This window comes from Peptoniphilus stercorisuis (assembly GCF_017874395.1).
GTDB lineage: Bacteria > Bacillota > Clostridia > Tissierellales > Peptoniphilaceae > Anaerosphaera > Anaerosphaera stercorisuis.
In genome coordinates this window covers 33045-59832 of sequence record NZ_JAGGLJ010000007.1, presented here as the reverse complement: position 1 = coordinate 59832, position 26788 = coordinate 33045, and the positions used below count along the sequence as shown (strand labels likewise).

General features: G+C 29.0%; 29 protein-coding genes. 19 read left to right on the top strand and 10 right to left on the bottom strand.

The features are described 5' to 3' along the window. Positions 1 to 8: 8 nt before the first annotated feature. Both J2Z71_RS04625 and J2Z71_RS04620 read left to right on the top strand, forming a co-directional pair. Entirely contained in the window at positions 9 to 2009 is a 2001-nt protein-coding gene (locus J2Z71_RS04625) for a sodium-translocating pyrophosphatase (protein WP_210060689.1), read from the top strand. A gap of 78 nt (positions 2010 to 2087) precedes the next feature. Further along, positions 2088 to 2981: a DMT family transporter gene (locus J2Z71_RS04620; protein WP_210060688.1), complete on the top strand. Its 894-nt coding sequence runs from the start codon at positions 2088 to 2090 to the stop codon at positions 2979 to 2981. Between the two features lie 34 nt (positions 2982 to 3015). On the opposite strand, the gene J2Z71_RS04615 is transcribed toward J2Z71_RS04620, so the two are convergent. Beyond that, a complete protein-coding gene (locus J2Z71_RS04615) occupies positions 3016 to 3312 on the bottom strand; it encodes a hypothetical protein (RefSeq protein WP_342590798.1) in 297 nt (98 codons plus the stop codon). Positions 3313 to 3421: 109 nt separating this feature from the next. Here J2Z71_RS04615 and J2Z71_RS04610 point away from each other — a divergent pair, with 109 nt between their 5' ends. The 4 genes from J2Z71_RS04610 to J2Z71_RS04595 all read left to right on the top strand — a co-directional run bounded on the left by J2Z71_RS04610 (position 3422) and on the right by J2Z71_RS04595 (position 7343). After that, positions 3422 to 4321 (top strand): DMT family transporter, encoded by a 900-nt coding sequence (locus J2Z71_RS04610; RefSeq protein ID WP_210060686.1) that lies wholly within the window; start codon positions 3422 to 3424, stop codon positions 4319 to 4321. Next, on the top strand, positions 4318 to 5253 hold the full coding sequence (locus tag J2Z71_RS04605; RefSeq protein ID WP_210060685.1) for a magnesium transporter CorA family protein: 936 nt from the start codon (positions 4318 to 4320) through the stop codon (positions 5251 to 5253). The genes J2Z71_RS04610 and J2Z71_RS04605 overlap by 4 nt, the downstream gene beginning before the upstream one ends. Further along, on the top strand, positions 5253 to 6596 hold the full coding sequence (locus tag J2Z71_RS04600; protein ID WP_210060684.1) for an aldehyde dehydrogenase family protein: 1344 nt from the start codon (positions 5253 to 5255) through the stop codon (positions 6594 to 6596). The genes J2Z71_RS04605 and J2Z71_RS04600 overlap by 1 nt, the downstream gene beginning before the upstream one ends. A gap of 108 nt (positions 6597 to 6704) precedes the next feature. Further along, positions 6705 to 7343 (top strand): cytidylate kinase-like family protein, encoded by a 639-nt coding sequence (locus J2Z71_RS04595; protein ID WP_210060683.1) that lies wholly within the window; start codon positions 6705 to 6707, stop codon positions 7341 to 7343. Between the two features lie 26 nt (positions 7344 to 7369). On the opposite strand, the gene J2Z71_RS04590 is transcribed toward J2Z71_RS04595, so the two are convergent. Next, positions 7370 to 7645 carry a glutaredoxin domain-containing protein gene (locus tag J2Z71_RS04590; protein WP_210060682.1) on the bottom strand — a complete coding sequence of 92 codons (276 nt, stop codon included), beginning with the start codon at positions 7643 to 7645 and terminating at the stop codon, positions 7370 to 7372. Next, positions 7642 to 8079 (bottom strand): DUF188 domain-containing protein, encoded by a 438-nt coding sequence (locus tag J2Z71_RS04585; RefSeq protein ID WP_210060681.1) that lies wholly within the window; start codon positions 8077 to 8079, stop codon positions 7642 to 7644. The genes J2Z71_RS04590 and J2Z71_RS04585 overlap by 4 nt, the downstream gene beginning before the upstream one ends. Positions 8080 to 8162: 83 nt before the next feature. Between J2Z71_RS04585 and J2Z71_RS04580 the strand changes: the two genes are divergently transcribed. The 13 genes from J2Z71_RS04580 to J2Z71_RS04520 all read left to right on the top strand — a co-directional run bounded on the left by J2Z71_RS04580 (position 8163) and on the right by J2Z71_RS04520 (position 20047). Next, on the top strand, positions 8163 to 8408 hold the full coding sequence (locus tag J2Z71_RS04580; protein ID WP_210060680.1) for a pro-sigmaK processing inhibitor BofA family protein: 246 nt from the start codon (positions 8163 to 8165) through the stop codon (positions 8406 to 8408). A gap of 20 nt (positions 8409 to 8428) precedes the next feature. After that, positions 8429 to 9490 (top strand): LCP family protein, encoded by a 1062-nt coding sequence (locus J2Z71_RS04575; RefSeq protein WP_210060679.1) that lies wholly within the window; start codon positions 8429 to 8431, stop codon positions 9488 to 9490. A 339-nt stretch (positions 9491 to 9829) separates the two neighbouring features. Further along, a complete protein-coding gene (locus J2Z71_RS04570; RefSeq protein ID WP_210060678.1) occupies positions 9830 to 10156 on the top strand; it encodes a F0F1 ATP synthase subunit B family protein in 327 nt (108 codons plus the stop codon). Further along, on the top strand, positions 10143 to 12092 hold the full coding sequence (locus tag J2Z71_RS04565) for a V-type ATP synthase subunit I (protein ID WP_210060677.1): 1950 nt from the start codon (positions 10143 to 10145) through the stop codon (positions 12090 to 12092). The genes J2Z71_RS04570 and J2Z71_RS04565 overlap by 14 nt, the downstream gene beginning before the upstream one ends. Before the next feature lie 3 nt (positions 12093 to 12095). Continuing rightward, complete coding sequence (locus J2Z71_RS04560) at positions 12096 to 12569, top strand: V-type ATP synthase subunit K (RefSeq protein ID WP_210060676.1); 474 nt, start codon at positions 12096 to 12098, stop codon at positions 12567 to 12569. A gap of 12 nt (positions 12570 to 12581) precedes the next feature. Continuing rightward, positions 12582 to 13133, top strand: a complete 552-nt coding sequence (locus tag J2Z71_RS04555) for a V-type ATP synthase subunit E (RefSeq protein WP_210060675.1) — start codon at positions 12582 to 12584, stop codon at positions 13131 to 13133. A gap of 9 nt (positions 13134 to 13142) precedes the next feature. Next, positions 13143 to 14144: a V-type ATP synthase subunit C gene (locus tag J2Z71_RS04550; protein ID WP_210060674.1), complete on the top strand. Its 1002-nt coding sequence runs from the start codon at positions 13143 to 13145 to the stop codon at positions 14142 to 14144. Next, positions 14137 to 14445: a V-type ATP synthase subunit F gene (locus J2Z71_RS04545; protein WP_210060673.1), complete on the top strand. Its 309-nt coding sequence runs from the start codon at positions 14137 to 14139 to the stop codon at positions 14443 to 14445. The genes J2Z71_RS04550 and J2Z71_RS04545 overlap by 8 nt, the downstream gene beginning before the upstream one ends. 14 nt (positions 14446 to 14459) lie before the next feature. Then, a complete protein-coding gene (locus tag J2Z71_RS04540; protein WP_210060672.1) occupies positions 14460 to 16232 on the top strand; it encodes a V-type ATP synthase subunit A in 1773 nt (590 codons plus the stop codon). After that, positions 16225 to 17616 carry a V-type ATP synthase subunit B gene (locus J2Z71_RS04535; protein WP_210060671.1) on the top strand — a complete coding sequence of 464 codons (1392 nt, stop codon included), beginning with the start codon at positions 16225 to 16227 and terminating at the stop codon, positions 17614 to 17616. Before J2Z71_RS04540 ends, J2Z71_RS04535 begins: the two co-directional genes overlap by 8 nt. Further along, entirely contained in the window at positions 17616 to 18305 is a 690-nt protein-coding gene (locus J2Z71_RS04530; RefSeq protein ID WP_210060670.1) for a V-type ATP synthase subunit D, read from the top strand. The genes J2Z71_RS04535 and J2Z71_RS04530 overlap by 1 nt, the downstream gene beginning before the upstream one ends. A 69-nt stretch (positions 18306 to 18374) precedes the next feature. After that, entirely contained in the window at positions 18375 to 19526 is a 1152-nt protein-coding gene (locus tag J2Z71_RS04525) for an iron-containing alcohol dehydrogenase (protein ID WP_210060669.1), read from the top strand. A 95-nt stretch (positions 19527 to 19621) separates the two neighbouring features. Then, positions 19622 to 20047, top strand: coding sequence for a hypothetical protein (locus J2Z71_RS04520; RefSeq protein ID WP_210060668.1), 426 nt, complete (start codon positions 19622 to 19624; stop codon positions 20045 to 20047). Positions 20048 to 20095: 48 nt separating this feature from the next. Here J2Z71_RS04520 and J2Z71_RS04515 read toward each other — a convergent pair whose 3' ends face one another. From J2Z71_RS04515 to phnC, 7 genes are all read right to left on the bottom strand, one after another. Further along, entirely contained in the window at positions 20096 to 21514 is a 1419-nt protein-coding gene (locus J2Z71_RS04515) for a carbon starvation CstA family protein (protein ID WP_210060667.1), read from the bottom strand. A 165-nt stretch (positions 21515 to 21679) separates the two neighbouring features. Continuing rightward, positions 21680 to 21880 carry a DUF1858 domain-containing protein gene (locus J2Z71_RS04510; protein ID WP_210060666.1) on the bottom strand — a complete coding sequence of 67 codons (201 nt, stop codon included), beginning with the start codon at positions 21878 to 21880 and terminating at the stop codon, positions 21680 to 21682. 15 nt (positions 21881 to 21895) lie between these two features. Then, on the bottom strand, positions 21896 to 22831 hold the full coding sequence (locus tag J2Z71_RS04505; RefSeq protein ID WP_210060665.1) for a stalk domain-containing protein: 936 nt from the start codon (positions 22829 to 22831) through the stop codon (positions 21896 to 21898). 58 nt (positions 22832 to 22889) lie between these two features. Then, on the bottom strand, positions 22890 to 24338 hold the full coding sequence (locus J2Z71_RS04500; protein WP_210060664.1) for a bifunctional metallophosphatase/5'-nucleotidase: 1449 nt from the start codon (positions 24336 to 24338) through the stop codon (positions 22890 to 22892). 2 nt (positions 24339 to 24340) lie between these two features. Further along, positions 24341 to 25153 (bottom strand): phosphonate ABC transporter, permease protein PhnE, encoded by an 813-nt coding sequence (gene phnE / locus J2Z71_RS04495; RefSeq protein ID WP_210060663.1) that lies wholly within the window; start codon positions 25151 to 25153, stop codon positions 24341 to 24343. A gap of 9 nt (positions 25154 to 25162) precedes the next feature. Continuing rightward, positions 25163 to 25984 carry a phosphonate ABC transporter, permease protein PhnE gene (gene phnE, locus J2Z71_RS04490; RefSeq protein WP_210060662.1) on the bottom strand — a complete coding sequence of 274 codons (822 nt, stop codon included), beginning with the start codon at positions 25982 to 25984 and terminating at the stop codon, positions 25163 to 25165. Position 25985: 1 nt separating this feature from the next. Further along, positions 25986 to 26753 carry a phosphonate ABC transporter ATP-binding protein gene (gene phnC / locus J2Z71_RS04485; RefSeq protein ID WP_210060661.1) on the bottom strand — a complete coding sequence of 256 codons (768 nt, stop codon included), beginning with the start codon at positions 26751 to 26753 and terminating at the stop codon, positions 25986 to 25988. Positions 26754 to 26788: the final 35 nt, after the last annotated feature.

The following is a 26788-nucleotide window of genomic DNA, read 5'->3' as shown; positions in this document are numbered from 1 at the left end:
GAGGAGAAATGGACAATATATTAATAATAGCTCCTATTGTCGGTGTAGTGGCGCTACTATTTGCCTTTGCGAAGGCAAAATTCGTAGTTAGCCAAGATGCAGGAAATGATCGTATGAAAGAAATTGCATCTTACATCGAAGATGGAGCTATGGCATTTTTAAAGAGAGAATATAAAGCATTAACAGTATTTGTTATTGTTTTAGCAATTATACTTGCAGTTGGAATTAATATACAAACTGCAGTTTGTTTTATTTTTGGAGCAATATTTTCAGTATTAGCAGGATATGCTGGTATGAAAGTTGCTACAAAAGCAAATGTTAGAACAGCTAATGCAGCTATGAAATCTGGACTTGGAAAAGCTCTTGACGTTGCTTTTTCAGGTGGTGTAGTTATGGGAATGTGCGTTGTTGGTCTTGGAATTATTGGTATTTCATTAGCATATAAAATAACTGGCAATGTAGAAATCGTAACAGGATTTTCACTAGGAGCTTCATCAATTGCACTATTTGCAAGAGTTGGTGGAGGAATCTACACAAAAGCAGCAGACGTTGGAGCTGACCTTGTAGGTAAAGTAGAAGCAGGAATTCCAGAAGACGATCCAAGAAACCCAGCAGTTATCGCAGATAATGTTGGAGATAATGTTGGAGACGTAGCAGGAATGGGAGCTGACCTATTTGAATCTTATGTAGGAGCACTTTTATCAGTTATTACTCTTGGAGCAGTAGCTTACCAAGATACAGGAGTAACTTATGGACTTGCAATTGCAGTTGTAGGTATAGTAGCTTCAATGGTAGCAGTATTTTTCGTAAGAGGAGATAAAAATCCACAAAAATCACTTAACAATGGTGAATATATTGCAGCTGGTGTAACAATAATAGTATCAGCAATATTATCATCAAAAATGTTTGGTGGATATAAACCATTTGTACCTGTAATTACTGGTATAGTAGCTGGTCTTATTATTTCTAAATTTACAGAATATTATACTTCAGCAGATCATAAACCAGTTCAAACAATTGCAAATGAATCTGAAACAGGACATGCAACTAATATTATTTCAGGACTTTCAGTTGGAATGATGTCAACAATAGCTCCAATAATAATTATTGCAATAGCAATTATTGTTGCTTTCGTTGGATCAGGTGGAAGTGAAGACTCAATATACGGACTATATGGTATAGCACTAGCAGCAGTGGGAATGCTTTCAACAACAGGTATGACAATTGCAGTAGATGCTTACGGACCAATTGCAGATAATGCTGGTGGTATTGCAGAAATGTGTGACTTACCAGAAGAAGTTAGAGAAATTACAGACTCACTAGATGCAGTAGGTAACACTACAGCAGCTATAGGTAAGGGATTTGCTATAGGATCAGCAGCACTTACAGCACTTGCACTTTTTGTTTCATATATTGAAGCAACAGGACTTACTGGAATTAATATATCAAAACCAGAAGTAATCGCAGGAGCATTTGTTGGTGGTATGCTTCCATTTGCATTCTCAGCACTTACAATGAGTGCAGTAGGTCGTGCAGCATCAGCTATGATTGATGAAGTAAGACGTCAATTTAGAGAAATTCCTGGAATTATGGAAGGAAAAGCTAAACCAGAATATGGTAAATGTGTAGATATTTCTACAACAGCAGCTCTAAGAGAAATGATTATCCCAGGACTAATTGCAGTAGTAGTTCCAGTAGTAGTAGGTCTATTATTTGGAGCAGAAGCACTAGGTGGACTTCAAGCAGGAGCACTAATTACAGGTGTTCTTATGGCAATATTTATGTCAAACGCTGGTGGAGCATGGGACAATGCAAAGAAATATATTGAAGATGGAAATCATGGTGGAAAAGGATCAGAAGCTCATAAAGCAGCTGTTACAGGAGATACTGTAGGAGATCCATTTAAAGATACATCAGGACCATCACTTAATATACTAATCAAACTAATAACAGTAGTTTCACTTGTATTTGCACCATTATTTGTACAATACGGTGGAATTCTATTCTAAATAAAATTTCTATATTAGAGACTTTCTATAAAAGTAGAAAGTCTCTTTTTAATTTTAAATACATAAAAAGAGGTAGAAATGAATAAAAAAATAATAGCAAGTATATCATTATTAATAGTAGCATTTATTTGGGGAATATCATTTATAGCACAAAGTAAGGGAATGGACTATCTAGGACCTTATGGATTTACAATGTATAGTTCAATAATAGGAGCTATATCAATGATTATTTTATTAAATATTAAAAGTTTAAATAAAATATTAAATAAGGATTTAGAAAAAGAATATAGTAAAAATACTACATTAATATCAGGACTATTTTGTGGAATATTTTTATTTTTGGCAATGAATGCTCAGCAACTAGGACTATTACATACAACACCAGGAAAAGCAGGGTTTATTGCAACATTATATATTATAATAATTCCAATAATAGAAAGAATTTTTGGTAAAAAAGTAGAAAAGAGAATAATAATATGTCTATTAATAGCCTTAGTAGGAATGTATTTTTTATCTGTAAAAGAAAACTTTTCAATAAATATTGGAGATATAATAATATTTCTATCAGCAATATTTTATGCAATTCACACAATAATGTTATCTAAATTTTCCACAAAAATAAATGTATTAAAATTAAACTTAATGCAGTTTTTAGTAGCAGCATTTTTAAGTTTTATATTTGCAAATATATTTAAAGAAAATATTTCTTTAGAATATGCGTATATATCAAGAATTGCAATTTTATATATGGGAATACTATCAAGTGGAATTGCCTTTACACTTCAAATAATAGCGCTAAGAGAAATAGATCCTGCAATAGCAGCTTTAATAAATAGTTTAGAATCAATATTTGCAGCATTAGGAGGATATTTAATATTAAATCAAGTATTAAATAGTAGAGAAATACTTGGATGTATTATACTTTTTATAGCAACTATATTAGCTCAAATGCCAAATAAAAAAGAACAATAAAAAAATCACTCCTAGGAGTGATTTTTTATTTTTATTAAAATGGACCATAATTGATTTTTGTAGCAAGCATTAAGAAAAATACAGCTACAACAAATAATGTAACAATTAAAGGCCAAACAAATTTGTACCATTTTTGAAGAGGAACTTTTCCATAGTTAAGGAATATTAAAAGAGTTCCATATGTGAACCATATCATATTAGATATACCATCACCAAATTGGTAAGCAAGTATTGTAGTTTGTCTAGTAAGTCCAATTAAATCTCCAAGAGGAATTAATAAAGGCATAAGTGCCATAGCTTTACCACTACCAGATTTTTTAAAACAATATATAATTTTAAAATTTCCAAATAAAAGATATTAATTAAGAGGATATAACTATGAAATGTGGATTTAATCTGATAGTATTTTATATATAGATAAATTAATAAAGAGGTAAATTATGAATAAAAAAATTGTATCGAGTATTGCATTAATATTAGTTGCCCTTATTTGGGGGCTTGCTTTTGTAGCTCAGTCAACGGGAATGAAATATATAGGACCTTACACTTTTACAATGGCAAGATCTTTTGTAGGTGGAGGATTTATGTTTTTAATTACTTTATTTTCTCCTAAATTTATTAAGTTTGAGAAGGAAAGGGTTGAATCTTATTTTGACAATAGTATAGATTTAAAGGCTGGTATTATTTGTGGAATTATTCTTTTTTTTGCAATGAATGCTCAACAAATTGGATTAAAATATACAACTCCAGGAAAGGCTGGATTTATTACGACTTTATATATTGTTATTATTCCAATAATTAGAAGAGTAATGGGCGAAAAAATTGAAAAAAAGATTTTATTTTGCGTAATATTTGCAATGATAGGAATGTATTTTTTATCAGTTAAGGAAAATTTCGTAGTAAGTATTGGAGATATTATTGTGTTTATTTCTGCGATATTTTATTCTTTTCACACTTTGATATTGTCTTATTATTCTACTAGGACTGATGGTCTTAGACTTAATATGTTTCAATTTTTAGTATGTGGATTAATAAGTTTAGTGGCAGCTTTTGTTGCAAAAGAAAATATTTCATTAGATAATTTAATGATGGCATTAAGTTCGATTTTATATGTTGGTATATTATCTAGTGGAGTTGCATATACTCTTCAGATAATAGCATTAAGACATATTGATGCAACTATTGCTTCTTTATTAAATAGCTTAGAGTCTATTTTTGCAGTATTAGGTGGATGGTTAATACTTGGACAACTTCTTAGTAGTAGAGAGGCTATTGGTTGTTTAATTATGTTTGCATCTACTATAATTGCACAAATACCAAGTAGAAAGGAGATAAAATGATAAATTACTATTCAATAAAAGATGAAAAAATTGTAGAATACGTTGAAGGACTTGACTTGTTTTGGATAGACATGCAGTCTCCAACAGAAAAAGAAATAGAAGAAATTGTAAATAAATATTCTCTTCCAAGAGATTATATATATGATGTTCGTGATCCTCAGGAGATTTCAAGAATAGAGGGAATAAATGATGAGGGTAAATCAAAGTTAATAATGCTTTTATATCCTTTAAAAATAACAGATGGATATTATGCAACAAGACCTATAAGTGTTATTTTAACAGATGGTGTAATAATTACAGCAACTGCTTTAGAGTCTAATATATTAGAGGTATTAAAGGAAAATAAATTTAAAAGTTTTGTTAAAACTCAAAGTAGGGAAGATTTTGTACTTGAAATTGCCTGGAGGATTTCTCAATTTTTTATACTTGCTGTAAGAGATTTAGAAGAAAAAATCACTTTATTAGAAAAAGAGATGAGAGTTTCTACAAAAAATGAACTTTTATATAAGATGATAAATATTCAAAAATCACTTATATCTTTTCAAATGGCTACTAGAGAAAATGGACCTATTATTGATTCTATGTTTGCATCAGATAGATTGTTTTCAGCTGAGTATAGAGAAGATTTAATTCGTGATTTGCAAGTGGAGAATAAACAAGCTCAAGTTATGGTTGAAAAATCATCAACTATGCTAGAACATTTATCTGATTTATATTCTAATGTAATTTCAAATAATTTAAATGATGTTATGAAAATACTTACATCTATTACTATTGTACTTACAGTTCCTACTATTGTAGGAGGTCTTTGGGGAATGAATACGCCTCTTCCTTTTTCAAATGAGGAATATGCATTTTTCTATTTATTGGGACTATCTGCTTTAATTAGTTTTATTATAATATATGCACTAAAGAAAAGAGACTTTTTATAATGTATGATAATTTAAGAGAATTTTATAAAAGTAATATTACAAGGGACTATGAATTTAGAATAGAGGCCTTAAAAAAGTTAAGAGATGAAATAATAAAATACAGAGATAAAATTAATGAAGCACTATATAAAGATCTTGGGAAAAGTGATTTTGAATCGGAAATAAGTGAGGTTTCTTTTAGCTTAATTGAAATTAATTATTTGATTAAAAATTTAAAAAAATTAATGAAGAATAAAAATGTATCTACATCTATTATTAATTTTAGATCAAAAAGTTATATAAAATATGAACCTCATGGACTAGTTTTAATAATAAGTCCTTGGAATTATCCTTTTAATCTTTCTATTGTTCCTCTTGCTGGAGCAATTGCAGCAGGAAATGTTGCAGTTATTAAGACATCTTCATCAAGTAAATACACATCTTTAATTATAGAAGAAATTATTCTTAATATATTTAGTGAAGATTTTGTAAAGGTTGAAAAAGGTGATATTGGCGTAAATGAAAGAGTAATGAATGAAAAGTATGATTTTATATTTTTTACAGGTGGAAAAGTAACTGGTAAAAAAGTCTATGAAAAAGCTGCTTTAGATTTAACTCCAATAGTTCTTGAACTTGGTGGAAAAAGTCCTTGTATTGTAGATGATAATATTGATTTAAAAGTTGCTGCAAATAGAATTGTTTGGGGTAAGTTTTTAAATTGTGGACAAACCTGTGTAGCTGTTGATTATATTTTATGTAAAAGGAGTATTTATCAAGAGTTATATAAAGAATTATTAAGGGCTTTAGAGGAATTTTATGGAAAAGACATAATGAATTCTAAGGACTATGGCAAGATAGTAAATGTTAAGGAATATAATAGATTAATTAATATTTTAATTAAGGAAAAACAAGAGCTTATTTGTAGTCGTGAAGATTTAAAAATAGCTCCTCATATATTTTTAGCATCCTTTGATAGTCCTTCTATGAAAGAGGAAATTTTTGGGCCAATACTTCCAATTATTTTATATGATGATATAGATGATGTAATTGAAGAACTAAATAAAAAAGATGTATCTCTTGCATTATATGTTTTTTCAAAGAATAAAAATTTTGTAAATAAAGTAATGAAGAATATCTCCTTTGGTGGAGGCTGTGTTAATGATACGATAGTGCATCTTTCAAATCCAAATCTTCCCTTTGGAGGAAATGGAGAAAGTGGTTTTGGAAAATATCATGGTAAATATAGCTTTTATACTTTTTCTAGAAGTAAGAGTATTTTAGATAAAAATTATTTTCCAGAAATTATGCTTAGATATCCGCCAAAGAAGGATAAAGTGAGTATAATTAGAAAATTAATGAAGTAATATTCTAATTTAATTAATTCTTAAATGTATCTTTGACTTTTTTCAAATAGATTATACATAAAAGTTTATTCTTTATGGCATAATGTAAGAAGAAAGAGGGGAATGACTATGGGTTTTTTAGAAGATTTAATAAGAGGTAATCCAAAAAATAAAAATACAATATATACTATTGACAGACAACATGGCAGTGGTGGATATGAAATAGCAAATTTATTAAGTAAAAAATTAAATATACCTCTATATGATGAGAATTTAATAGAGCTTAAAACCCTAGAAGGTAAGGTAAATCCTGATAATATTTCTAAGGAAGATTCCTTTTTACAAGGAACTATTTATGATTTATATAGAGAAAACTATTCTTATTCACAAGAAGATATAACAAATGTAGATGCTGCTTTTCTTGCAAATTCAAAGACTATAAGAGATTTTGCAAAAAGTGGTTCTTGTATAATTATGGGAAAATGCTCAAATTATGTTTTAAGAGAATATGACAATATATTTAATGTTTTTATATCGGCAGATGAAGAGTTTAGAATTAATAGATTAATGGAGTTTTATGATTCAACTGATGAAAAAGCTATATATAAAATGAGAAAAAAAGATTTAAGAAGAAAAAATCACTATAATAGATTTACAAATGGAGAATGGGGAATGGGAGATGAATATGATTTAATTATAAATTCTTCTAAATATTCCTTTGAAGATATTGTAAATATTATATTAGAATCTGCTAAATTAAAAAAATAAATGGTGAATTCACCATTTATTTCTTTTTATTTATTAAATTTTTCAAGATTATCTAAATTAATACTATCATTAAATTCAATAAAATGTTCACCATTATTAATCATAATTGTTGGAATACCAACTTTGTTTTGTCTTCTTGTAGTTTTAAAGAATTTTGAACTATCTCTAAAGTGTAAGAAGTATCTTAAATTATCCATATTCTCAGTTATATTAATTGTTTCGTAATTTAAGTTTGAATTTTGAAAAGCTTCAATAGCTTTTTTACTATTAGAACATTTATCTGATATAAATAGTGTTATCATAAGTTTTTTTCCTCCAAGAAATCAATTAAATTTTGTTTAAATAAAAGATTATCTTTTTTATTTCTTTTTTTATTCTTAGAATATATACCCTGTTTTCTTAGAACTGTATTCACATGGCGAATGCCAAGATATACATCAATATTATCATTATTTACAAGGTTTCCAAAAAAATCCATAACATAGGATCCCTTTCCAATGCAAAGTGCAGAAAGACCTCTGTCTTGGGTTATTACTAAGTCATTTTTGTTTAAGTGATTTACAATATATAAATCAGCAGACTCCTTGTCAATATCCACACTTATTATCTCAGGATAATCTGATGAAATATTTTGTGAATAATTCTTTACTATAGTTAGTGGTATGTTTTTATTTGATGCAATATGAATTACATCTTCTGTAACAGGAGATGCATCTGCATCTAAAAATATCTTCATTTTAATCACCACTTCAATTATACTATAAAGAGTTTAAAATTAATTTAAATAATGATATAATTTATTAGTTATGAGGTGAAAATATGATAGCCTTAATTTTAGGTGCAATAACTGCTATATTTCTAGCAGGAATTTTTTTAAAATCAGTTAAGATCATTGTAAAATTACTTATAAATATTTTAGTAGGTGTAATAGCATTATATATTTTTAATCTAATTTTTTCAGGTTTTGGACTTACTATTATAATTAATCCAATAACATCATTTTTAGTTGGATTTTTTGGACTTCCAGGAGTAATTGCCTTAGTAATTTTAAAGTTATTTCTATAATACATATTTGAGGTGGTATTTTGAAACATATATACAGAATCTTTATTATTCTAAGTGTTGCCTGCTTAAGTGGTCTTGTTGTATTTACACATGCAATTAAGCCAAGTAGTGGCAATAAGGGATTAGATAAAGTAGTAAATGAAAGTGAAGAACAGGCAAAAAATGTTAATAAAGTAAATGAAAATGTAAAAGTTTTTGATGGAGATAATCCTCTTAGAATTTTAGTTTTAGGAGTAGATAAATCTGCAACACTTGATGCATCAGAAGAAGAAAATGGAATGAGAACAGATACTATGATGCTTGTAACACTTGATCCAAAAAATGATAAGGCTCAAATAGTGTCAATACCAAGAGATTCTTATATTAGAATACATGGATTTGATAAAAATAAAGTAAACTCTGCTTTTAATGACAAAGTCTATCCAGGTGGAGGAATAGGTCTTACAGTAAAGACAATAGAAGATTTCTTTGATGTGAAGATTGATCACTATGGAATAGTTGATTATAAGGCAGTAGTTGGTGTTGTAGATGCAGTAGGTGGAATAGATATAAATTGGGAACATGATGATTATCATTATGAAGATAATTGGGTTGTGCCACCTCTTGTAGTAGATCTTAAAAGAGGAGAAAATCACTTAGATGGAGCAGGAGCTGTTGCCTATTTAAGAACTAGAAAGGCTTATTCAAATCAAGATATAGGAAGAATAGGTGCTCAACAAGATTTTCTTTTAAAATTATTTGATAAATTAAAAACTCCAGCTATAATATTAAAAGTTCCAAAACTATTAGATATTGTAGATAAATATGTAGAGACAGATTTAAATTATGGAGAAATTTCAAAACTTGCATATTATGGTTTATCTTTAAATAGAGAAGATATTCACACAGCAACAGTTGATGGATATGCAAAGATGATGAAACAAGGTAAATATGATTTATCCTTCTATATAGTAGATCCAATTAAGGCAAGAGAAATTGTACATGGATTTCCTGAAAATGTAATAGAAGAAGAAAATTCTGAAGCTAAAGATATTACTGAAGATGTAAAAGAAACTGAAATTAAAAAGATAAATAAAAAATAAAAGATGTCTTAGACATCTTTTTTTATTGCAAAAAAATAATATATCAAAAACTTCTTTCTTAATAAATAACTAAAGAGATAGAATTATGAATATAATTCATAAACAAGTATATTGTTATATCTATGGATAATTAATTAAAGTATTAAATTAAATATTAAAATAAATACTATTTAATAAAAAATTCTCAAAAAAACGTTATTTTTAAAAAAAATTATAGTAGTTTTCTTAAATTGTATAGGTTATTAGAGTAAATTGGGTAATTATTATGTAATGAATTTTATAATTGTTTTTTAGGCGAAAACAAAATTTATTCATAATTTAGTTTTGGGAGGTGATTAGGTGTCAGTTGAAGCGATAGTAAAAGTAAAAGAGGCTGAGGATTTTGCTCGTAATAAATTATCTTTAGCAAAAGATGATGTGGAAAAAATTCTTGGCGTTGCTAATGTGACAGCAAAAGAAAAGGCAAATAAAATTTTAGAAAATGCTTATGAAAAGAGAAGTGAAATTCTTGAAAAAGCAAAAGAAGAGGGGAACTTATCTGCAGAACCAATAATTAAGAAATCAAAAGAAGATGCAGAGAAAATTTCTAAAATATCTGATGAAAATTTATCGGAAATTGTAAACTTAGTCATAAAAAGGGTTGTGATAGATAATGGCAATAGTTAAAATGAATAAATTCAACTTATATTCTTTTGACTCAAATCGAGAATATCTATTAAAGGCTCTTCAAAAATTCAAGTATGTACATTTTAATGATCTAGAAAAAAGTGAGGACGAAATCGAGTTTTTAGAAGAGGTAGAAATACCAGATAAGCTTCTAAAGATTGATGAGGATATTGCAAAGGCAACTTGGGCGATTAATCTTTTAAGAAGGTTTGAAGCAAAAAAAGGTGCAATACAAAATTTAAAAGAAGGAAATAAATCCTATACTCTTTTAGAACTTACAGAAAAAGCAGAGGCATTTGATTTTAATAAATACTATGATGAGCTTTATGAATTAAGTGAAAAAAGAGTTTCTTTCGAGCAAGAAATACAGTCTTTAGATGCACAAATTTCTGAACTTAAACCATGGGAGGCACTTCCAGTTCAGTTATCTGAAATGGATAATTTTAAAAATACGAAGATAAGTATTGGAACAATTCCAAGTAAATATCTTCCTGATTTTTATAGTGATATTAAAGATTTAGAGTTAACTGAGGTTGTTGAAATTAGTAAAGCTTTAAAAATGACTTATTTAGCTATTATTGCATCTATTGATGAAAGTGATGAGCTTGAAGATGCAATGAGAAAAAATGGTTTTTCACAAAGTATTTTAAAGGTTGATAAATTAGTTAAGGATAAAATTGTCTTCTTAGAGGAAGAAAAACGTCTTAGAAAAACAAAAATTGTTGAAATTGATGATTGTATTTTTAAGAGATTTGATCAATTAGAAAACTTTAGAATTTATTATGAGTATCTAAGAAATGCTAAACTTAGATATGCAGCTAGTGAAAACTTTTTAAAGACTGAACAGGTTGATCTTATTGAGGGATATATCCCTTTAGATAGAGAAAAAGAATTTTTAAGTTTATTAGATGAAATACTTCAGAATAATTATTATATAGAATTAAATGAAGCAGATATTGATGATCCAAAGGTACCAATAATGCTTAAAAATAAGAAGTTTGCAGGAGCTTTTGAATCACTTACAGAAATGTATTCTATGCCTAGATATAATGAAATAGATCCAACACCACTTTTTGCACCATTTTATTGTATATTTGCAGGAATTATGGTTGGAGATTTAGGATATGGATTATTACTTTTCTTTGGAACACTTTTTGCTCTAAAGAAATTTAATCTAGATGAAAAGAAAAGAAAGTTTATAACATTTTTTAATTATTTGGGAATATCTACAATTATGTGGGGACTAATATTTGGTTCTTTCTTTGGAGATATAATTCCTTTGAAAAATATTATAGATCCAGCAACAGATTATATTGAAATGATACTTATGTCTCTTATATTTGGTGGAATTCACATATTCTTTGCTCTTGGAATAAAGGCATATATGGATATTCGTGACAAAAAACCACTTGATGCATTATATGATGTTGGATTTTGGTATATGGCACTTGTTGGTGTAATAGTTTTAATTGTAAATGCAAGTGTTGGTATAAATCCACTAGTTGTAAGGATTTCAAAGATTGTAATGATTCTTGGTATGCTTGGAATAGTCTTAACTGGAGGACGTGAAGAAAAATCAATAGGAGGTAAGATTGGTTGGGGAATTTATTCTCTATATGGAATTACATCTTATTTCGGAGATTTTGTTTCTTATTTACGTCTTATGGCTCTTGCATTATCAGGTTCATTTATTGCAATTGCAGTTAATATAATAGTTAGAATTTTAATGGAAAAAGGCATTGTGGGAATAATTGTGGGAGTATTAGTATTTTTAATATTCCAATTATTTAATATGTTTTTATCATATTTATCAGCATATGTTCACTCTGCAAGACTTATATATGTAGAGATGTTTAATAAATTCTATGAAGGTGGAGGAATCCCTTTTAGAGAAATGATTGAAAAAGCAAAATATTTTAATATTGAGGAGGAATAAATAATGTTTACAGAATTTTTTATTCAAAATGGCGGAATTATGTTTGGAGGACTTGGAGTAGCACTTGCAGCACTTCTTGCAGGAGTAGGATCAGCTAAGGGTGTAGGTACAGTAGGTGAGGCAGCAGCAGGAGTAGTAATAGAAGAACCAGAAAAATTTGGTAAGTCACTTATTTTACAATTACTTCCAGGTACACAAGGACTTTATGGATTTGTAATTGGTATGCTTATGTTATTTAAATTAAAAGCAGGAATGCCTTTAGTTGATGGATTTGCATTATTTTGTGCATCTCTTCCAATAGGTATTGCAGGATATCACTCAGCAATAGCTCAAGCTAGAGTTGCAGTTGCAGGTATTAATATTTTAGCTAAAAATGAAGAACACCAAGCAAAAGGTATTATATTTGCTGTAATGGTTGAGATGTACGCTATACTTGCATTTGCTATTTCATTCTTAATGATGACAAGTGTTAAGTAAGGGGTTGATAAGGTGTCTAATTTAGAAAATATTACTGAAAAAATAATAAATGATGCTGAAAAAGAATCTGTTGAATTAGTAAAAAATGCTGAAGAAAAGGCAAAAACTATTATAGAAAAAGAGGAACTTGAGGCAAATAAAAAAGCTGAAAAGTTATTAAATAAGGCATCTATTGAAGCTAAGGATGTTATTGAAAAGACACTGTCTTCTGCAAATTTAGAAGCTAGAGATATAGTTTTAGATGCTAAAGAAAAAGTAGTAGATAGAGTATTTTCTCTAGCTATTAAAGAACTTGAAAATTTAAGTACAGAGGATTATATAAAGTATTTAAAAGAAAAACTTAAAAATATAAATATAAAAGATGATGCTGTTTTATTTGTACCTGAAAAATACAAAGATGCAGTTCTTAGTGAAAATCTTAATATTAAAGTATCTGATGAAACAGTAGAAAGTGGTTTTTCTATATTAAGTGGAAAAGTAATGTATAATAATGAGTTTTCAAGTCTTGTAAATGCAAATAAGGGCGATTTAGAATTTGAAGTTGTTGAGAAGCTATTTAATTAGGAGGTAGTTATGGATAGAAATAAATTTATCCAATTATCTGCTACAATAAGAGTTTTAGAAAAAAAGCTTCTTAATAAAGCGGACTTGGAAAGATTAGTAGAAGCAAGAGATCTTGAAGAAGCTTTAAGATTTTTAAGTGATTCAGTATATCAAAGGGAAATTGCAAAGCTAGAGAAACCTCAAGATTATGAAAGAGCACTTAAAAATGAAAAATTAATATTTTTAGAAGAAATTTATTCTCATTCACCTGATAGAAAAATTGTAGATTTAGTAGCTTTAAAATATTATTATCATAATATTAAAGTTATAGTTAAAGAACAAATATCAGGAGAGGATTTAAGTCATATAATAATTGAATTTGGAGATTTTAATCTTCCAAGATTAAGAGAAGAAATAAGTATTGGAAAGAGAATTTCTGATGATGACAACTATTATGATGTTGTAATGGAAACTTATAATCTATATGAACAGACTCATGATGCTCAGATTATAGATATAAATGTAGATAAGGCTTATTTTAAAAAGATAAAAGAAATTGCATATGAAATGGATTTAGATTTTGTAAGTAGATATATAAATGATTTAATAGATTTTACAAATTTAAAGACTATTTTAAGATGCCAAGCTCAAGGCCGTGATATTGAATTTTTAAGAAAGGTAATCATTGATGGTGGAAATATTCCAGCTGAAAAATATGAGGACTATTTAAATTCAAAAATTGAAGCTGAAAGTACATTATTTAAATATGAAAAGATTTATAAAGCTGCAAAAGTTGGAGTGGAGTACTTTAATGAGACTGGCTCACTTGCAAAATTTGAACGTGAAAGAGATAACTATTTTATAGAACAAATAAAAGAAGTTAAAAAAATTACCTATGGACCAGAGGTAGTACTTGCATATATTATTGCAAAGGAAATAGAGATTAAAAATATAAGAATAATTTTAGTTTCTAAATTAAATGGTCTATCATCTTCTTTCATTAGGGAAAGGTTGCGTGAAACTTATGTATAAAATAGCAGTAATTGGAGATAAGGATTCAGTACTTGCTTTTAAAGCTTTAGGTGTAGATGTTCATATTGCCTATGAAGCAATGGAGTGTAGAAGAAAAATAGATACACTTGCAAGAGATGGATATGGAGTAATCTTTATTACAGAACAACTTGCAGCCTTAGTACCAGAAACAATTGAAAGATATAACAATGAAACAATACCAGCTGTAATTTTAATTCCATCTAATCAGGGAACTTTAAATATTGGAATGAATAATATTAATAAGAATGTTGAAAAAGCAGTTGGATCTAATATTTTATAAAAGGAGGAGCTTTTTTGAAATCAGGAAAAGTAATTAAAGTTTCCGGACCTCTAGTTATAGCCGGTGGTATGGAAAATGCCAATGTATATGATGTTGTTGAAGTATCAAAAGATAGATTGATTGGTGAAATCATTGAAATGAGAGCTGATGAAGCTTCAATTCAAGTATACGAGGAAACAACAGGAATAGGTCCTGGAGACGAAGTATTCACAACAGGATCCCCTCTATCAGTAGAGCTAGGACCTGGACTTATTGAGCAAATGTTTGATGGAATTCAAAGACCTCTTCAAGCACTTAAAGACGAAGCAGGAGATTTTTTAATTAAAGGTGCAATTGTACCTAAATTAAATAGAGAAAAAATCTGGAACTTTAAAGCTGAGAAAAAAGTTGGCGACAAGGTTTCAGAAGGAGATATTATAGGAGTTGTGCAAGAAACTCCAGTTGTTCTTCACAAAATAATGGTTCCTTATGGAGAAAGTGGAACTATAAAGAAAATTTTTGAAGGAGATCATACAATAGATGAAACTGTCTATGTATTAGAACTTGAAAATGGTGAAGAAAAAGAATTTAATATGATACAAAAATGGCCAGTAAGACGTGGACGTAAATATAGTAAAAAAATAGACCCAAATACTCCACTTGTTACAGGACAAAGAGTTATAGATACATTCTTCCCAATTACAAAGGGAGGAACAGCTGCAATTCCTGGACCTTTTGGTAGTGGAAAAACAGTTGTGCAACATCAACTTGCAAAATGGGCAGATGCTCAAATTGTAGTGTATGTTGGTTGTGGAGAACGTGGAAATGAGATGACTGATGTACTAATGGAATTCCCAGAACTAATAGATCAAAAAACTGGGGAATCAATTATGAAGCGTACAGTTTTAATTGCAAATACTTCAAATATGCCAGTAGCAGCTCGTGAAGCTTCTATATATACAGGTATTACTATCTCAGAATACTATAGAGATATGGGTTATTCTGTAGCTATGATGGCAGATTCTACATCAAGATGGGCTGAGGCTCTTCGTGAGATGAGTGGTCGTCTTGAAGAGATGCCTGGTGATGAGGGTTATCCTGCATATCTTGCATCAAGAATTGCACAGTTCTATGAAAGAGCAGGAAGAGTTGTTTGTCTTGGAGATGATAAACGTGAAGGGGCACTTTCTGTAATTGGAGCAGTATCACCTCCAGGAGGAGATGTTTCAGAACCAGTTACTCAATCAACTTTAAGAATTGTAAAAATATTCTGGAAACTTGATTATGATTTATCTTATAGACGACATTTCCCAGCAATAAATTGGCTAGATTCCTATTCACTTTATCAAACTAAGATAGATAAATATTTAGATGAGCAAGTTAATAGTAATTTCTCTAAAAATAGAGTTCGTGCAATGGCACTTTTACAAGAAGAAAAAGCACTTCAAGAAATAGTAAGACTTGTAGGTCGTGATTCACTTTCAGAACAAGACCAACTAAAACTTGAGGTTACAAAATCAATTCGTGAAGACTTTTTACAACAAAATGCCTTTCATGAAATAGATACTTATTGTTCTTTAGAGAAACAATATAAAATGCTTGATATAATGTTAAAATTCTATGATGAGGCATTAAAGGCTATTGATAAGGGAGCTTATTTATCTGAGATAGAAGTTATGCCAATTCGTGAAGATATAGCAAGATCTAAAAATACTCCAGAAGATAAATTATTTTTATTAGATGAATTAAGTGAGAATTTAGAAAAAGAAATGGAAAAATTAACTAAAGGAGGTACTATAAATGCTTAAGGAATATAAATCAGTTACAGAAGTAGTAGGACCTCTAATGATGGTAGAAGGCGTTGAGGGAGTATCTTATGAAGAGCTTGTAGATATTGAACTTCAAGATGGCGAAAGACGACGTGGTCGTGTTATTGAAATTGAAAATGACAAGGCTATGGTTCAAGTTTTTGAAGGAACTGCAGGAATAAATCTTAAAAATACTAGTGTTAGATTTTTAGGAAGACCTCTTGAGCTTGGAGTAAGCCCTGATATGATAGGTCGTGTATTTGATGGACTAGGAAATCCAATAGATGATGGTCCTAAAATAATGCCAAAGAAAAAAATAGATATTAATGGTACTGCAATAAATCCAGTAAGTCGTGATTATCCATCTGAATTTATTCAAACTGGAATTTCTACAATTGATGGACTTAATACATTAGTAAGAGGACAAAAGCTTCCAATATTTTCAGGAGCAGGACTTCCTCATAATAATGTAGCTGCACAAATTGCAAGACAAGCTAAGGTTCTTGGAACTGGAGAAAAGTTTGCTGTTGTATTTACTGCAATGGGAATTACTTTTGAAGAGGCTCAATATTTTATTGATGACTTTACAGAAACAGGAGCAATAGATAGAGCTGTTTTATTTATGAACCTTGCTGATGACCCTGCTATTGAAAGACTTGCAACTCCAAAAATGGCACTTACTTGTGCTGAGTATTTAGCTTTTGAACTGGGAATGCATGTACTTGTTATAATGACTGATATGACAAATTATGCAGAGGCACTTCGTGAAGTATCTGCAGCTCGTAAGGAAGTACCAGGAAGACGTGGATATCCAGGTTATTTATATACAGACCTTGCAGGAATATATGAAAGGGCAGGAAGAATTAAGGGAAGAGATGGATCTATTACTCAAATTCCAATATTAACAATGCCAGAAGATGATATAACTCATCCAATTCCAGACTTAACAGGATATATTACAGAAGGTCAAATTATCTTATCAAGAGAACTTTACAAACAAGGTATAGAGCCACCTATAAATGCAATACCTTCACTTTCAAGACTTAAGGATAAAGGTATTGGAGAAGGTAAAACTAGAGAAGACCATGCTGATACAATGAACCAAATCTATGCAGGTTATACTTCAGGTAAAGAGGCAAAAGAACTTGCAGTAATTCTTGGAGATTCAGCACTTTCTAATGCAGATAAGGCCTTTGCTAAATTTGCAACTGAATTTGAAGCAAAATATGTAAATCAAGGATATTATACAAATAGATCTATAGAAGATACATTAGATACTGGTTGGGATTTACTTTCAATGATTCCAAGAGCAGAGCTTAAGAGAATTCGTGATGATTATATCGATAAATATTTAGGAAAAAGAGATGTTGGAGCTGATGAATAATGGCAAGACTAAATGTCAATCCTACAAGGATGAATCTTTCAACTCTAAAGAAGAGACTTGAAACTTCAACAAGAGGACATAAGCTTTTAAAAGATAAACAAGATGAGCTTATGAGAAGATTTATTGAAATTATTAAAGAAAATAAAGCTTTAAGAGAAGAAGTAGAAGAAGAACTAGGTTCTTCTTTTAAAGACTTTTTACTTGCATCTGCTATTATGAGTCCTGAAATGCTAGAAGAAGCAGTAGCACTTCCCACTCAAAAGACAACTGTTGAAATAACTAAAAAGAATATAATGAGTGTTGAGATTCCAATAATGGAATTTAAAACAGAAAAATTATCTGAATCAGGAAGTATATATCCCTATGGATATGCACAGACTACTGCAGATTTAGATGAAGCTATTCTTAAGTTAAATAATGTAATGGATAAACTTCTAAAACTTGCTCAAATTGAAAAGTCTGCTCAACTTATGGCTGATGAAATAGAAAAGACAAGAAGAAGAGTAAATGCTCTTGAATATAAGACAATTCCAGATTTAAAAGATACTATAAAGTATATAGTAGGTAAACTTGATGAGAATGAAAGAGCTAATATTACAAGACTTATGAAGGTTAAGGATATAATTTCTAAAGATGAAATAAAAAAACCAAAATCTGAAATGCCAGATGTAAATAATTTAATATTGTGATAAACTAGATATAGAAAGTTTGTTAAATAAAAAACTATTAGTTTAATATTAAATTATGAGGTGAATCAAATGTATAATGTTTTTTCAGTACCAAAGGAAATAATTCAAGGGGATAATGCATTAGAATATCTTGCATCTCTTGAAGGAAAGAAAGCATCTATTGTAACTGGTGGAAGTTCAATGAGAAGATTTGGCTTTTTAGATGAAGCTACTAAAGAGCTTGAAAAAGCAGGAATGGAAGTTCAAATTATAGATGGTGTTGAACCAGATCCATCAATTGAAACTTGTATTAATGGTGGAAAGAAAATGGCTGAATTTAATCCAGACTGGATTATTGCTCTTGGCGGAGGTTCAGCAATGGACGCTGCTAAAATAATGTGGGTTTTCTATGAATATCCAGATTATGATTTTTATGAACTTGTTAAATTTAATTTTCCAAAATTAAGAACAAAGGCAAAATTAATAGGAATTCCATCAACTAGTGGAACTGCATCAGAAATTACAGCTTTCTCAGTAATAACAGATGTAGAAAATGATATAAAATATCCATTAGTATCACCAGATTTAATTCCAGATGTAGCAATTCTTGATAATAGAATTCCATCAAAGATGCCAGCTAAAATTACAGCTCAAACAGGAATGGATGTAATGACACATGCAATAGAAGCTTTTGTTTCAACAAATGCTAATGACTTTACAGATCCATATGCAATAAGAGCAGTTGAAATTGTATTTGAATATTTACAAAAAGCAGTAGAAAATCCAGATGATTTAGACGTAAGAGCTAAAATGCACACTGCATCAACAATTGCAGGAATGGCATTTTCTAATGTTTCACTGGGAATAGTTCATTCAATGGCTCATAAAATTGGAGGAATATTCCATCTAACTCATGGAGAAGCAAATGCAATAATGTTACCATATATTATTCAATATAATAAAAAATCAACTGACAAATACAAAGAGCTTGAAGAAAGACTTGGTATTGAAAATATTGAAAAGGCAATTTGGGAACTAAATAAAAAAATTGGTATTGCAGAAAGCATAAAAGCTGGAAAAAATACGATAATAGAAGAAGATGCTTTTGTAAAAGTATTAGATACTATGAGTAAAAATGCTTTTGAAGATGCTTGTACATTAACAAACCCAAGAGAAACATCTCCAGAAGATATTAAAAAAATCTACAAATGCGCTTATTATGGTGAAAAAGTAGATTTCTAATTAAATAAAATAAAATTTAAATGTCAGCTTTTTTTAAGCTGGCATTTTTTACATAAAAACTAATTTTTTGGATATAAATATAATAGGAGGTAGCTATGGATATTAAAGAGATAAATGAAGCTATAAGAGCCTGTGATGATACGATAGATTTAATTAATAGTGGAATGAAAAAATTAGGTAGTGCAAGAGGTTGGGGAATATATGACACTTTTTTTGATGGAGGACTTTTTTCAAGTTTGATAAAGCATGGAAAAATAAATGATGCATCAAAAATATTTAATAAAATAAACAATCAACTTGTAGTTCTTCAAAAAGAACTTTCAGATATTAATATTGATTTTGTAAAATATGATAATTTATCAAGTCTTAATACATTTTTAGATATAGTCTTTGACAATATATTTTCTGATTTTATTACACAAAAAAATATTAATGATAATTTAGATAAGTTGAAATTTCTAAAAAGAGATATAGAAAAAGTTAGAAGTGAAGTTATAAATATAAAAAAAGAGTTAAATTAATAACTCTTTTTTTATTGTTTAAATATTTTAAAATAAAATTAATAAAATTTAAGCATTTTTTTCACTTAGATTTGTAGCTTCATTATGTTTAATATATCTAATAAATAGTCCTAAACAAATTATTGCAAATATTATTCCTGCAATATAGGAAATATTTTTAGATAGTTTAAATCCTTCATCAGCCATTAAGATATAAGTTGATGTTACAGCAGACATAAATGTAGCTGGAATAACTGTCATAATATAGTTTTTATTATTTTTAAATAAATAAGCACTAGCAGTCCAAAGTGCAATCATAGCTAAAGTTTGGTTTGACCAAGAGAAGTATCTCCAAATTATATTAAAATCAATTTGAGAAAGAAGTGCTCCAATAACTAAAAGGGGAGCTGTTAAATATAATCTTTTCTTTCCATCTTTTTGATCAACTTTAAACCAGTCTGCAATAGTTAAACGAGCAGATCTAAAGGCTGTATCTCCAGATGTAATAGGACAAGCTATTACACCTATCATTGCAAGAACTGATCCAACTGGTCCAAGAAGTGTCTTACATATTTCATATACTACACCATTTTGAGTTTGTGCATTAATAGCATTAGATAGTCCACCTGTTGAACCATAGAATGCAACGCCTGCTGCTGCCCAAATAAGTGCGATTACACCTTCTGCAACCATAGCTCCATAAAATACTTTTCTGCCGTCTTTTTCCGTTTTAATACATCTTGCCATCATAGGGGATTGGGTGGCATGAAATCCTGATATTGCTCCACAGGCAACTGTTATAAACATAAATGGCCAAATAGGAGTATTATCTGGATGTAGATTTGCAAGAGTCATTTCTGGAATTTTATATCCCTTTACAATAATTCCACCAGCTACACCAATACATATTATAATTAGACACATTCCAAAAAATGGATAGATTTTTCCAATTATTTTGTCAATTGGTAGAAGTGTTGCAAGAAAATAATATACAAGAACTATTCCAAGCCAAACTCCAGCATTCATATTAGTTAGCATTGATAGTAATTTGGCAGGACCAGTTGCAAAAACAGTTCCTACTAAAATAAGCAAAATAACAGAGAATACTCTCATTATATTTTTCATAGTTTTACCAAGATATATTCCTGTAAGTTCTGAAACAGATGCTCCATTATGTCTTAGGGAAATCATACCTGTTAAGAAGTCGTGAACTCCACCTGCAAATATAGTACCAAAGACTATCCATAAGAATACTACAGGGCCCCATTGTGCTCCTGCAAGTGCTCCAAATATTGGTCCAAGTCCTGCAATATTAAGTAGTTGGATTAAGAATACTTTTTTAGTATCCATTGGCACATAGTCAACTCCATCTTCACTTGTTATTGCGGGAGTAGCTTCGTCTGTAGGTCCAAATACTTTTTCTACAAATTTACCATAGGTAAAGTAACCTACAATTAATAAAATAAGTGCAATAAAAAAAGTTACCATTTAAATCCCTTCTTTCTATAATTTTCAAGGTAACGCTTTCTTAACTTAATTATATTACTATGCTAAATTTTATGGTGATAGAATTATAAAAATATTTGATACATTATTTTAATGTAGTTTGATTAGATATGTAAAATAAAAAAAGGCCTTTAAACAGGCCTTTAATTAGTCTTCTTTTTTGATATTATTAATAGCTTCAACAAGTGGTTCAACTTGCATTCCATGAACAAGGCAAGCTTCTTCAAGAGTTTCAGTTTGACTTGCAGGACACATTACACATCCCATACCAAAGCTCATTAGTGTTCCAATAGCTTCTGGTTTAGTCATTAAAATATCACCTATAACTGTATCTTTATTAACATTCATCTTTATTACCTCCCATTATTCTATACCCATAGGGGTATTTGTAAACTCGATAGTTGAAATACTTCTGAAATTCTCAGGTTTTTCATCACCTAAGTAATATCCCATAGTAATAGTTAAATTTTCATCTTTAGAAAAATCTTTAATAAGTTCATTAACATTTATACTTTTATTAAAGTCAAAGAAATCTTTTTTATTACCTTGTTCTACTTTAATTTTTGGATCAAAATAAATTTTACCTTTTATTTTAGTTCCAAGTGCAGAGAACTCAACAGTATTATTTGATTCATTATATTCTGCTTTTCCTGAGAATTGTCTTTCATCTTTAGATAATAACACAATTCTTTGCATTTGTTTTATAAAATCATCAGGTGTTAATATTTCTTTTTTGTCAAATTCATATTTTGTTATATTATTTCCAACATCTGTTGCAAAACTTTTAAAGGAAACAGTTTCTGTTTCTATAAGATCTTTAGGTGTAGTTTTTTCTGATTTCACAATTATTGTATTACTTTTTTCATCAAAGTCAACATAAAAACCAATTGTTTTTCCTAAATCTCTTAATTTAAAATAATTATTATTATTTATTGAGTAGGAACTAAATACTACATGTTCATTATCAAGATAAACTTTTTGAGATGATTTTTTACTATTTATTTCAGTTGTATCCACCTTAGTTAAATCAGTAGGTAGTTTTTCATAATGTGCATTTCTAGTTATTTCAACTGAATTTTTCATACTATTATAAGATACATCAAACTCTGCTTCTGTACCTGATAGTAGTGCTGCAATATCTCTTAGTTTAAAATAATTATTTCCATTGATATTATATCCTGCAATTTCAACCTTTTCTCCATCAAGAGTTACATCTTGATCTGTAATATTTGCTCCAGCAAAAACTGAAGTTGTTAAAATAAATGTTAAAAGTATAGATAGTATAATGCTTTTTTTCATATAAAAAATCCTCCTTTTTATATGATTATATAAAGTTTTTCACAAGATGTAAAGAAACCTAATTATAATGACTTTCTAAATAGTCAATTATTATCTCAGAAACTTCCATATTTATCATTTGTAGAACTTTTGATTCCTTATACATAGGGAAGTCTCCAGCACCACTTGAGCGATAGTTGTTCATTACAATTGATAATTTATCATCATCTTTTATTTCTTTATTTTTAAAGTTTATTTTTCCAATTCTATTACCTATTTCTTTTTTTAGATCTATTTCAAAGTCTAAATTATAGAAGAAATCAAAGTTATAGTGTTCAACTTTTGGATGTAAATATTTATCAGAAATTTTAAACTCATTATTTTCAAATTCAATATAAGAATAGTTCTTCTCAAGGGCAAGTCTTAAATTTTTGCCATTTATTTCAAGTACAGTTAATGTATTTGGAAATCTATAAGTTGTAAGAACATCTCTTACTGTAATATTTTTTGTAAATCCTTTTATTTCATTTGCGAAAGATGTAATTGATATATCAGCTTTTGATACAGATAATTGTATTTTATTTATAAAATCAGCAAGTTCTGATCCATTTATTGCCATATCTAATTTCTCACTTGGAAGATAGTCTTTATCAAGTGTTGCAATAGTTGTATCAAGATATTTTTGTACTTCTTCTTCAATATATAAGAATTTATCATATATATCTTTTCTTGGTTTTTCATTTGGTTTTTCAAGTTTAGAAGTAGTTGTATTATTATTAAGATCAATATTAATTTGCATATATTCACTTGCATTTGAAGGTGGTTGTAATGTATGTGTATTATAAATATTTTTATTTTCTACACTCATATGTTGATGTCCTGTAAGAAGTAGATCAATGTCCATTTCTTTTGCTATTTTTGCACCTACATTTTCATCTGTATTTGAATTTTTATTAAGTGTATCAAGATCTATTTCATATCCACCATGATAGATGCAAATTTTATAGTCTGTATCTTTTATTTTTTCAAAGGCGATTTTTGCAGATTCAAAACTATTTTTAATTTCAAAGTTAATAAGATTTTCTTCTTTTTCCCAAAGATTAATCCAATCTGTTACTACTCCGATTATTCCAATTTTTTTGCCGTCTATTTCAATAATCTCATGGTCATATATTGGAAGAATATTTTTCTTATCTACTACATTTGCGCAGATACATTTTCCAGAATGATTTAGTAAATATTCTTTTAAATAGTCATATCCATAATTAAAATCATGATTTCCCAGTGTAAAATAATCTACTCCAACCATAGACATTATTTCTGCAATATGCTTAGATCCTTTATTTTTGCTTAAATAATAATCAAAAGCGGAGCCTTGAAGAATATCTCCACCATCAATTATTAATGTGTTTTCATCTTTTTTATAATTATTTGCACAACATAATAGACCTGTACTTTTAAAGTCTTTATCTAAATAATCTGTTGGATAAAAGTATCCATGAACATCTGATGTATAGTATATTTTCATAGCTACCCTCTAACAAGTTTTGTTCTGATTTTTGTTGAGAAAAATTCAATTAATAAAACAAGTATTATAAGTCCAAGTAATATAGCTCCTACTTGATTCCATCTATATGAGTTCATTGCAAATATAAGTGGAGAACCAATACCTCCAGCTCCAACAAGACCAAGTGTTGTTGCATCTCTTAAGTTCATATCAAATCTATAAATAGTAGTTGATAAAAAGTTTGGTTTAAGTTGAGGAATTACTCCATATCTTATTTTTTCAAAAGTATTACATCCAAGTGCTGCAAGGGATTCTAAAATTGATTTATTTAAATCTGCAATTGTATCTGAAAATAATTTAGTAAGCATTCCAATAGATGTAAAACTCATTGTAAGAAGTCCTGCAAATGGTCCAGGTCCTGTTACTTTTATAAACATTAGTCCATATATAAGTGATGGAATTGTTCTAATCATCATTATTAAAAATCTAGTAGCTAAACTTACTGGAACTGGAACTATATTTGATGATGCTAAAAAGCTAAGTGGTATTGAAATTATCGCTCCAATAATAGTTCCTAAAAAGGCAATACATATAGTTTCAAGAAGCATATATATTACACCTTGTTTTGTAAAGTTCAATAGTAGTGCAGTATCTGGATTGAAAATTCCACGAATTATATTTTTTGCAATTGTAAGTCCACCTGTTCCTGTTGTATCTCTTCCTTGAACAGCTGATAATGACCAAATTAACATTGCAAGAATTATAAGACTTGATACTATAATATAAGCTCTAGAGTTGGGTTCTTCATTTAATTTCTTTTTTACTTTTTCTGACATAATCCACCTCTAATTTAATTTTCTTCTGAAATGAGAAGTAATAGTTTCAATAACAAATACTGTTGCAAGTAGGCATAATAGTATTGTACCTGTGTTTTGGTATTCTCTCCAAGCTACATTTTCGTTTAGAAGAAGTCCAAGTCCACCAGCTCCTACATATCCTAGAATTGCTGCATATCTTACATTACCTTCAAAGTTATAAAGGGCAGTAGATAAATATACAGGCAGTATTTGTGGAATAATTCCCTTAATAAATGCCATGGATTTTGTATATCCCATTGAAATCATTGCTTCAAAGGCACCCATATTTACAGTTTCTATTTGTTCATAAGTTAATTTTCCAACATATGAAAAAGAAAATATAAATATAGCAACAGTACCTGCAAAAGTTCCAAGTCCAAATATATAAGTTGCAATAAGTGCATTTACAAGAGTTGGAATAGTTCTCATTATAGAAAATAATATTCTTACAATCCAATTTATAAATTTGTTATTAACCATATTTGTAGAAGCTAAAAAAGCAAAGGGTACTGAAAGTATAGCTCCTAAGAAAGATCCTAAAAAACTCATTTTAATAGTATCTATTAAGGGATTAATAACATTTTTTAAATAGGACATATTTGGTCTAAAAATGTCTTTTAATATAGTAAAGAAGTTTTTTCCATTTTCTATTAGCATTGTAAAGTTAAATCCTGTAATTTTAATGGATACAAAAAACATAATAAGGATTAATGGAATTATTATAATATTTCTAGTTCTTTTTTCATATACAATGCTTCCACTTGAAAGCTTATGCTTTTTTGGTGGGAATATTTTATCGAAAAGACTCATATTATTCCTCCTCATTAAATGTAAGGTCTTCTAGTTTTTCACCATATATTTTAGTAAGAACAGCATCATCAACTTGAGAAGATGGTCCATCATAAACTATACTTCCATCTTTAATTCCTATTACACGATCTGCATACTCAAGTGCTAAATCAACATGATGTATATTAATTAAAATAGCTATATTTTTCTTTTGGTTTATTTTTTTGAAATAGTCCATTACTTGTTTTGCTGTAACAGGATCAAGACTTGCAACAGGTTCATCTGCAAGAATAATACTTGGATTTTGAGAAAGAGTTCTTGCAAGGGCAACTCTTTGCTGTTGACCACCTGATAGTTGATCTGCTCTTACATAGGCTTTGTCTAAAATATCTACTTGTTCTAGTGAATCAAGTGCTTTTAATTTATATTCTTCAGGAAATAATCCAAAAATAGATCTTATAGTGCTTAGTTCAGGAACAAAAGCCGCAAGAACATTTTTAATAACAGTAGTTCTATCTACAAGATTAAAGGATTGAAATATCATTCCAACTTTTCTTCTAAATTGTCTTAAATCTTTACCTTTTAAATCAGAAACATTAACTCCATCTACAAGAAGAGTTCCTGAGTTTATATCGTGCATTTTATTTATAGTTCTAATAAGTGTGGATTTACCAGCGCCAGATCTTCCTATTATGGCAACAAATTCGCCATCGTTAATAGTTAAGTTTATATCATTAAGAGCTTTGAATCCTCCGGGATAAACTTTGTCAACATTTTTAAATTCTATCATTGTTTTCCTTCCTACATATTAATTAAGCTAAGAAA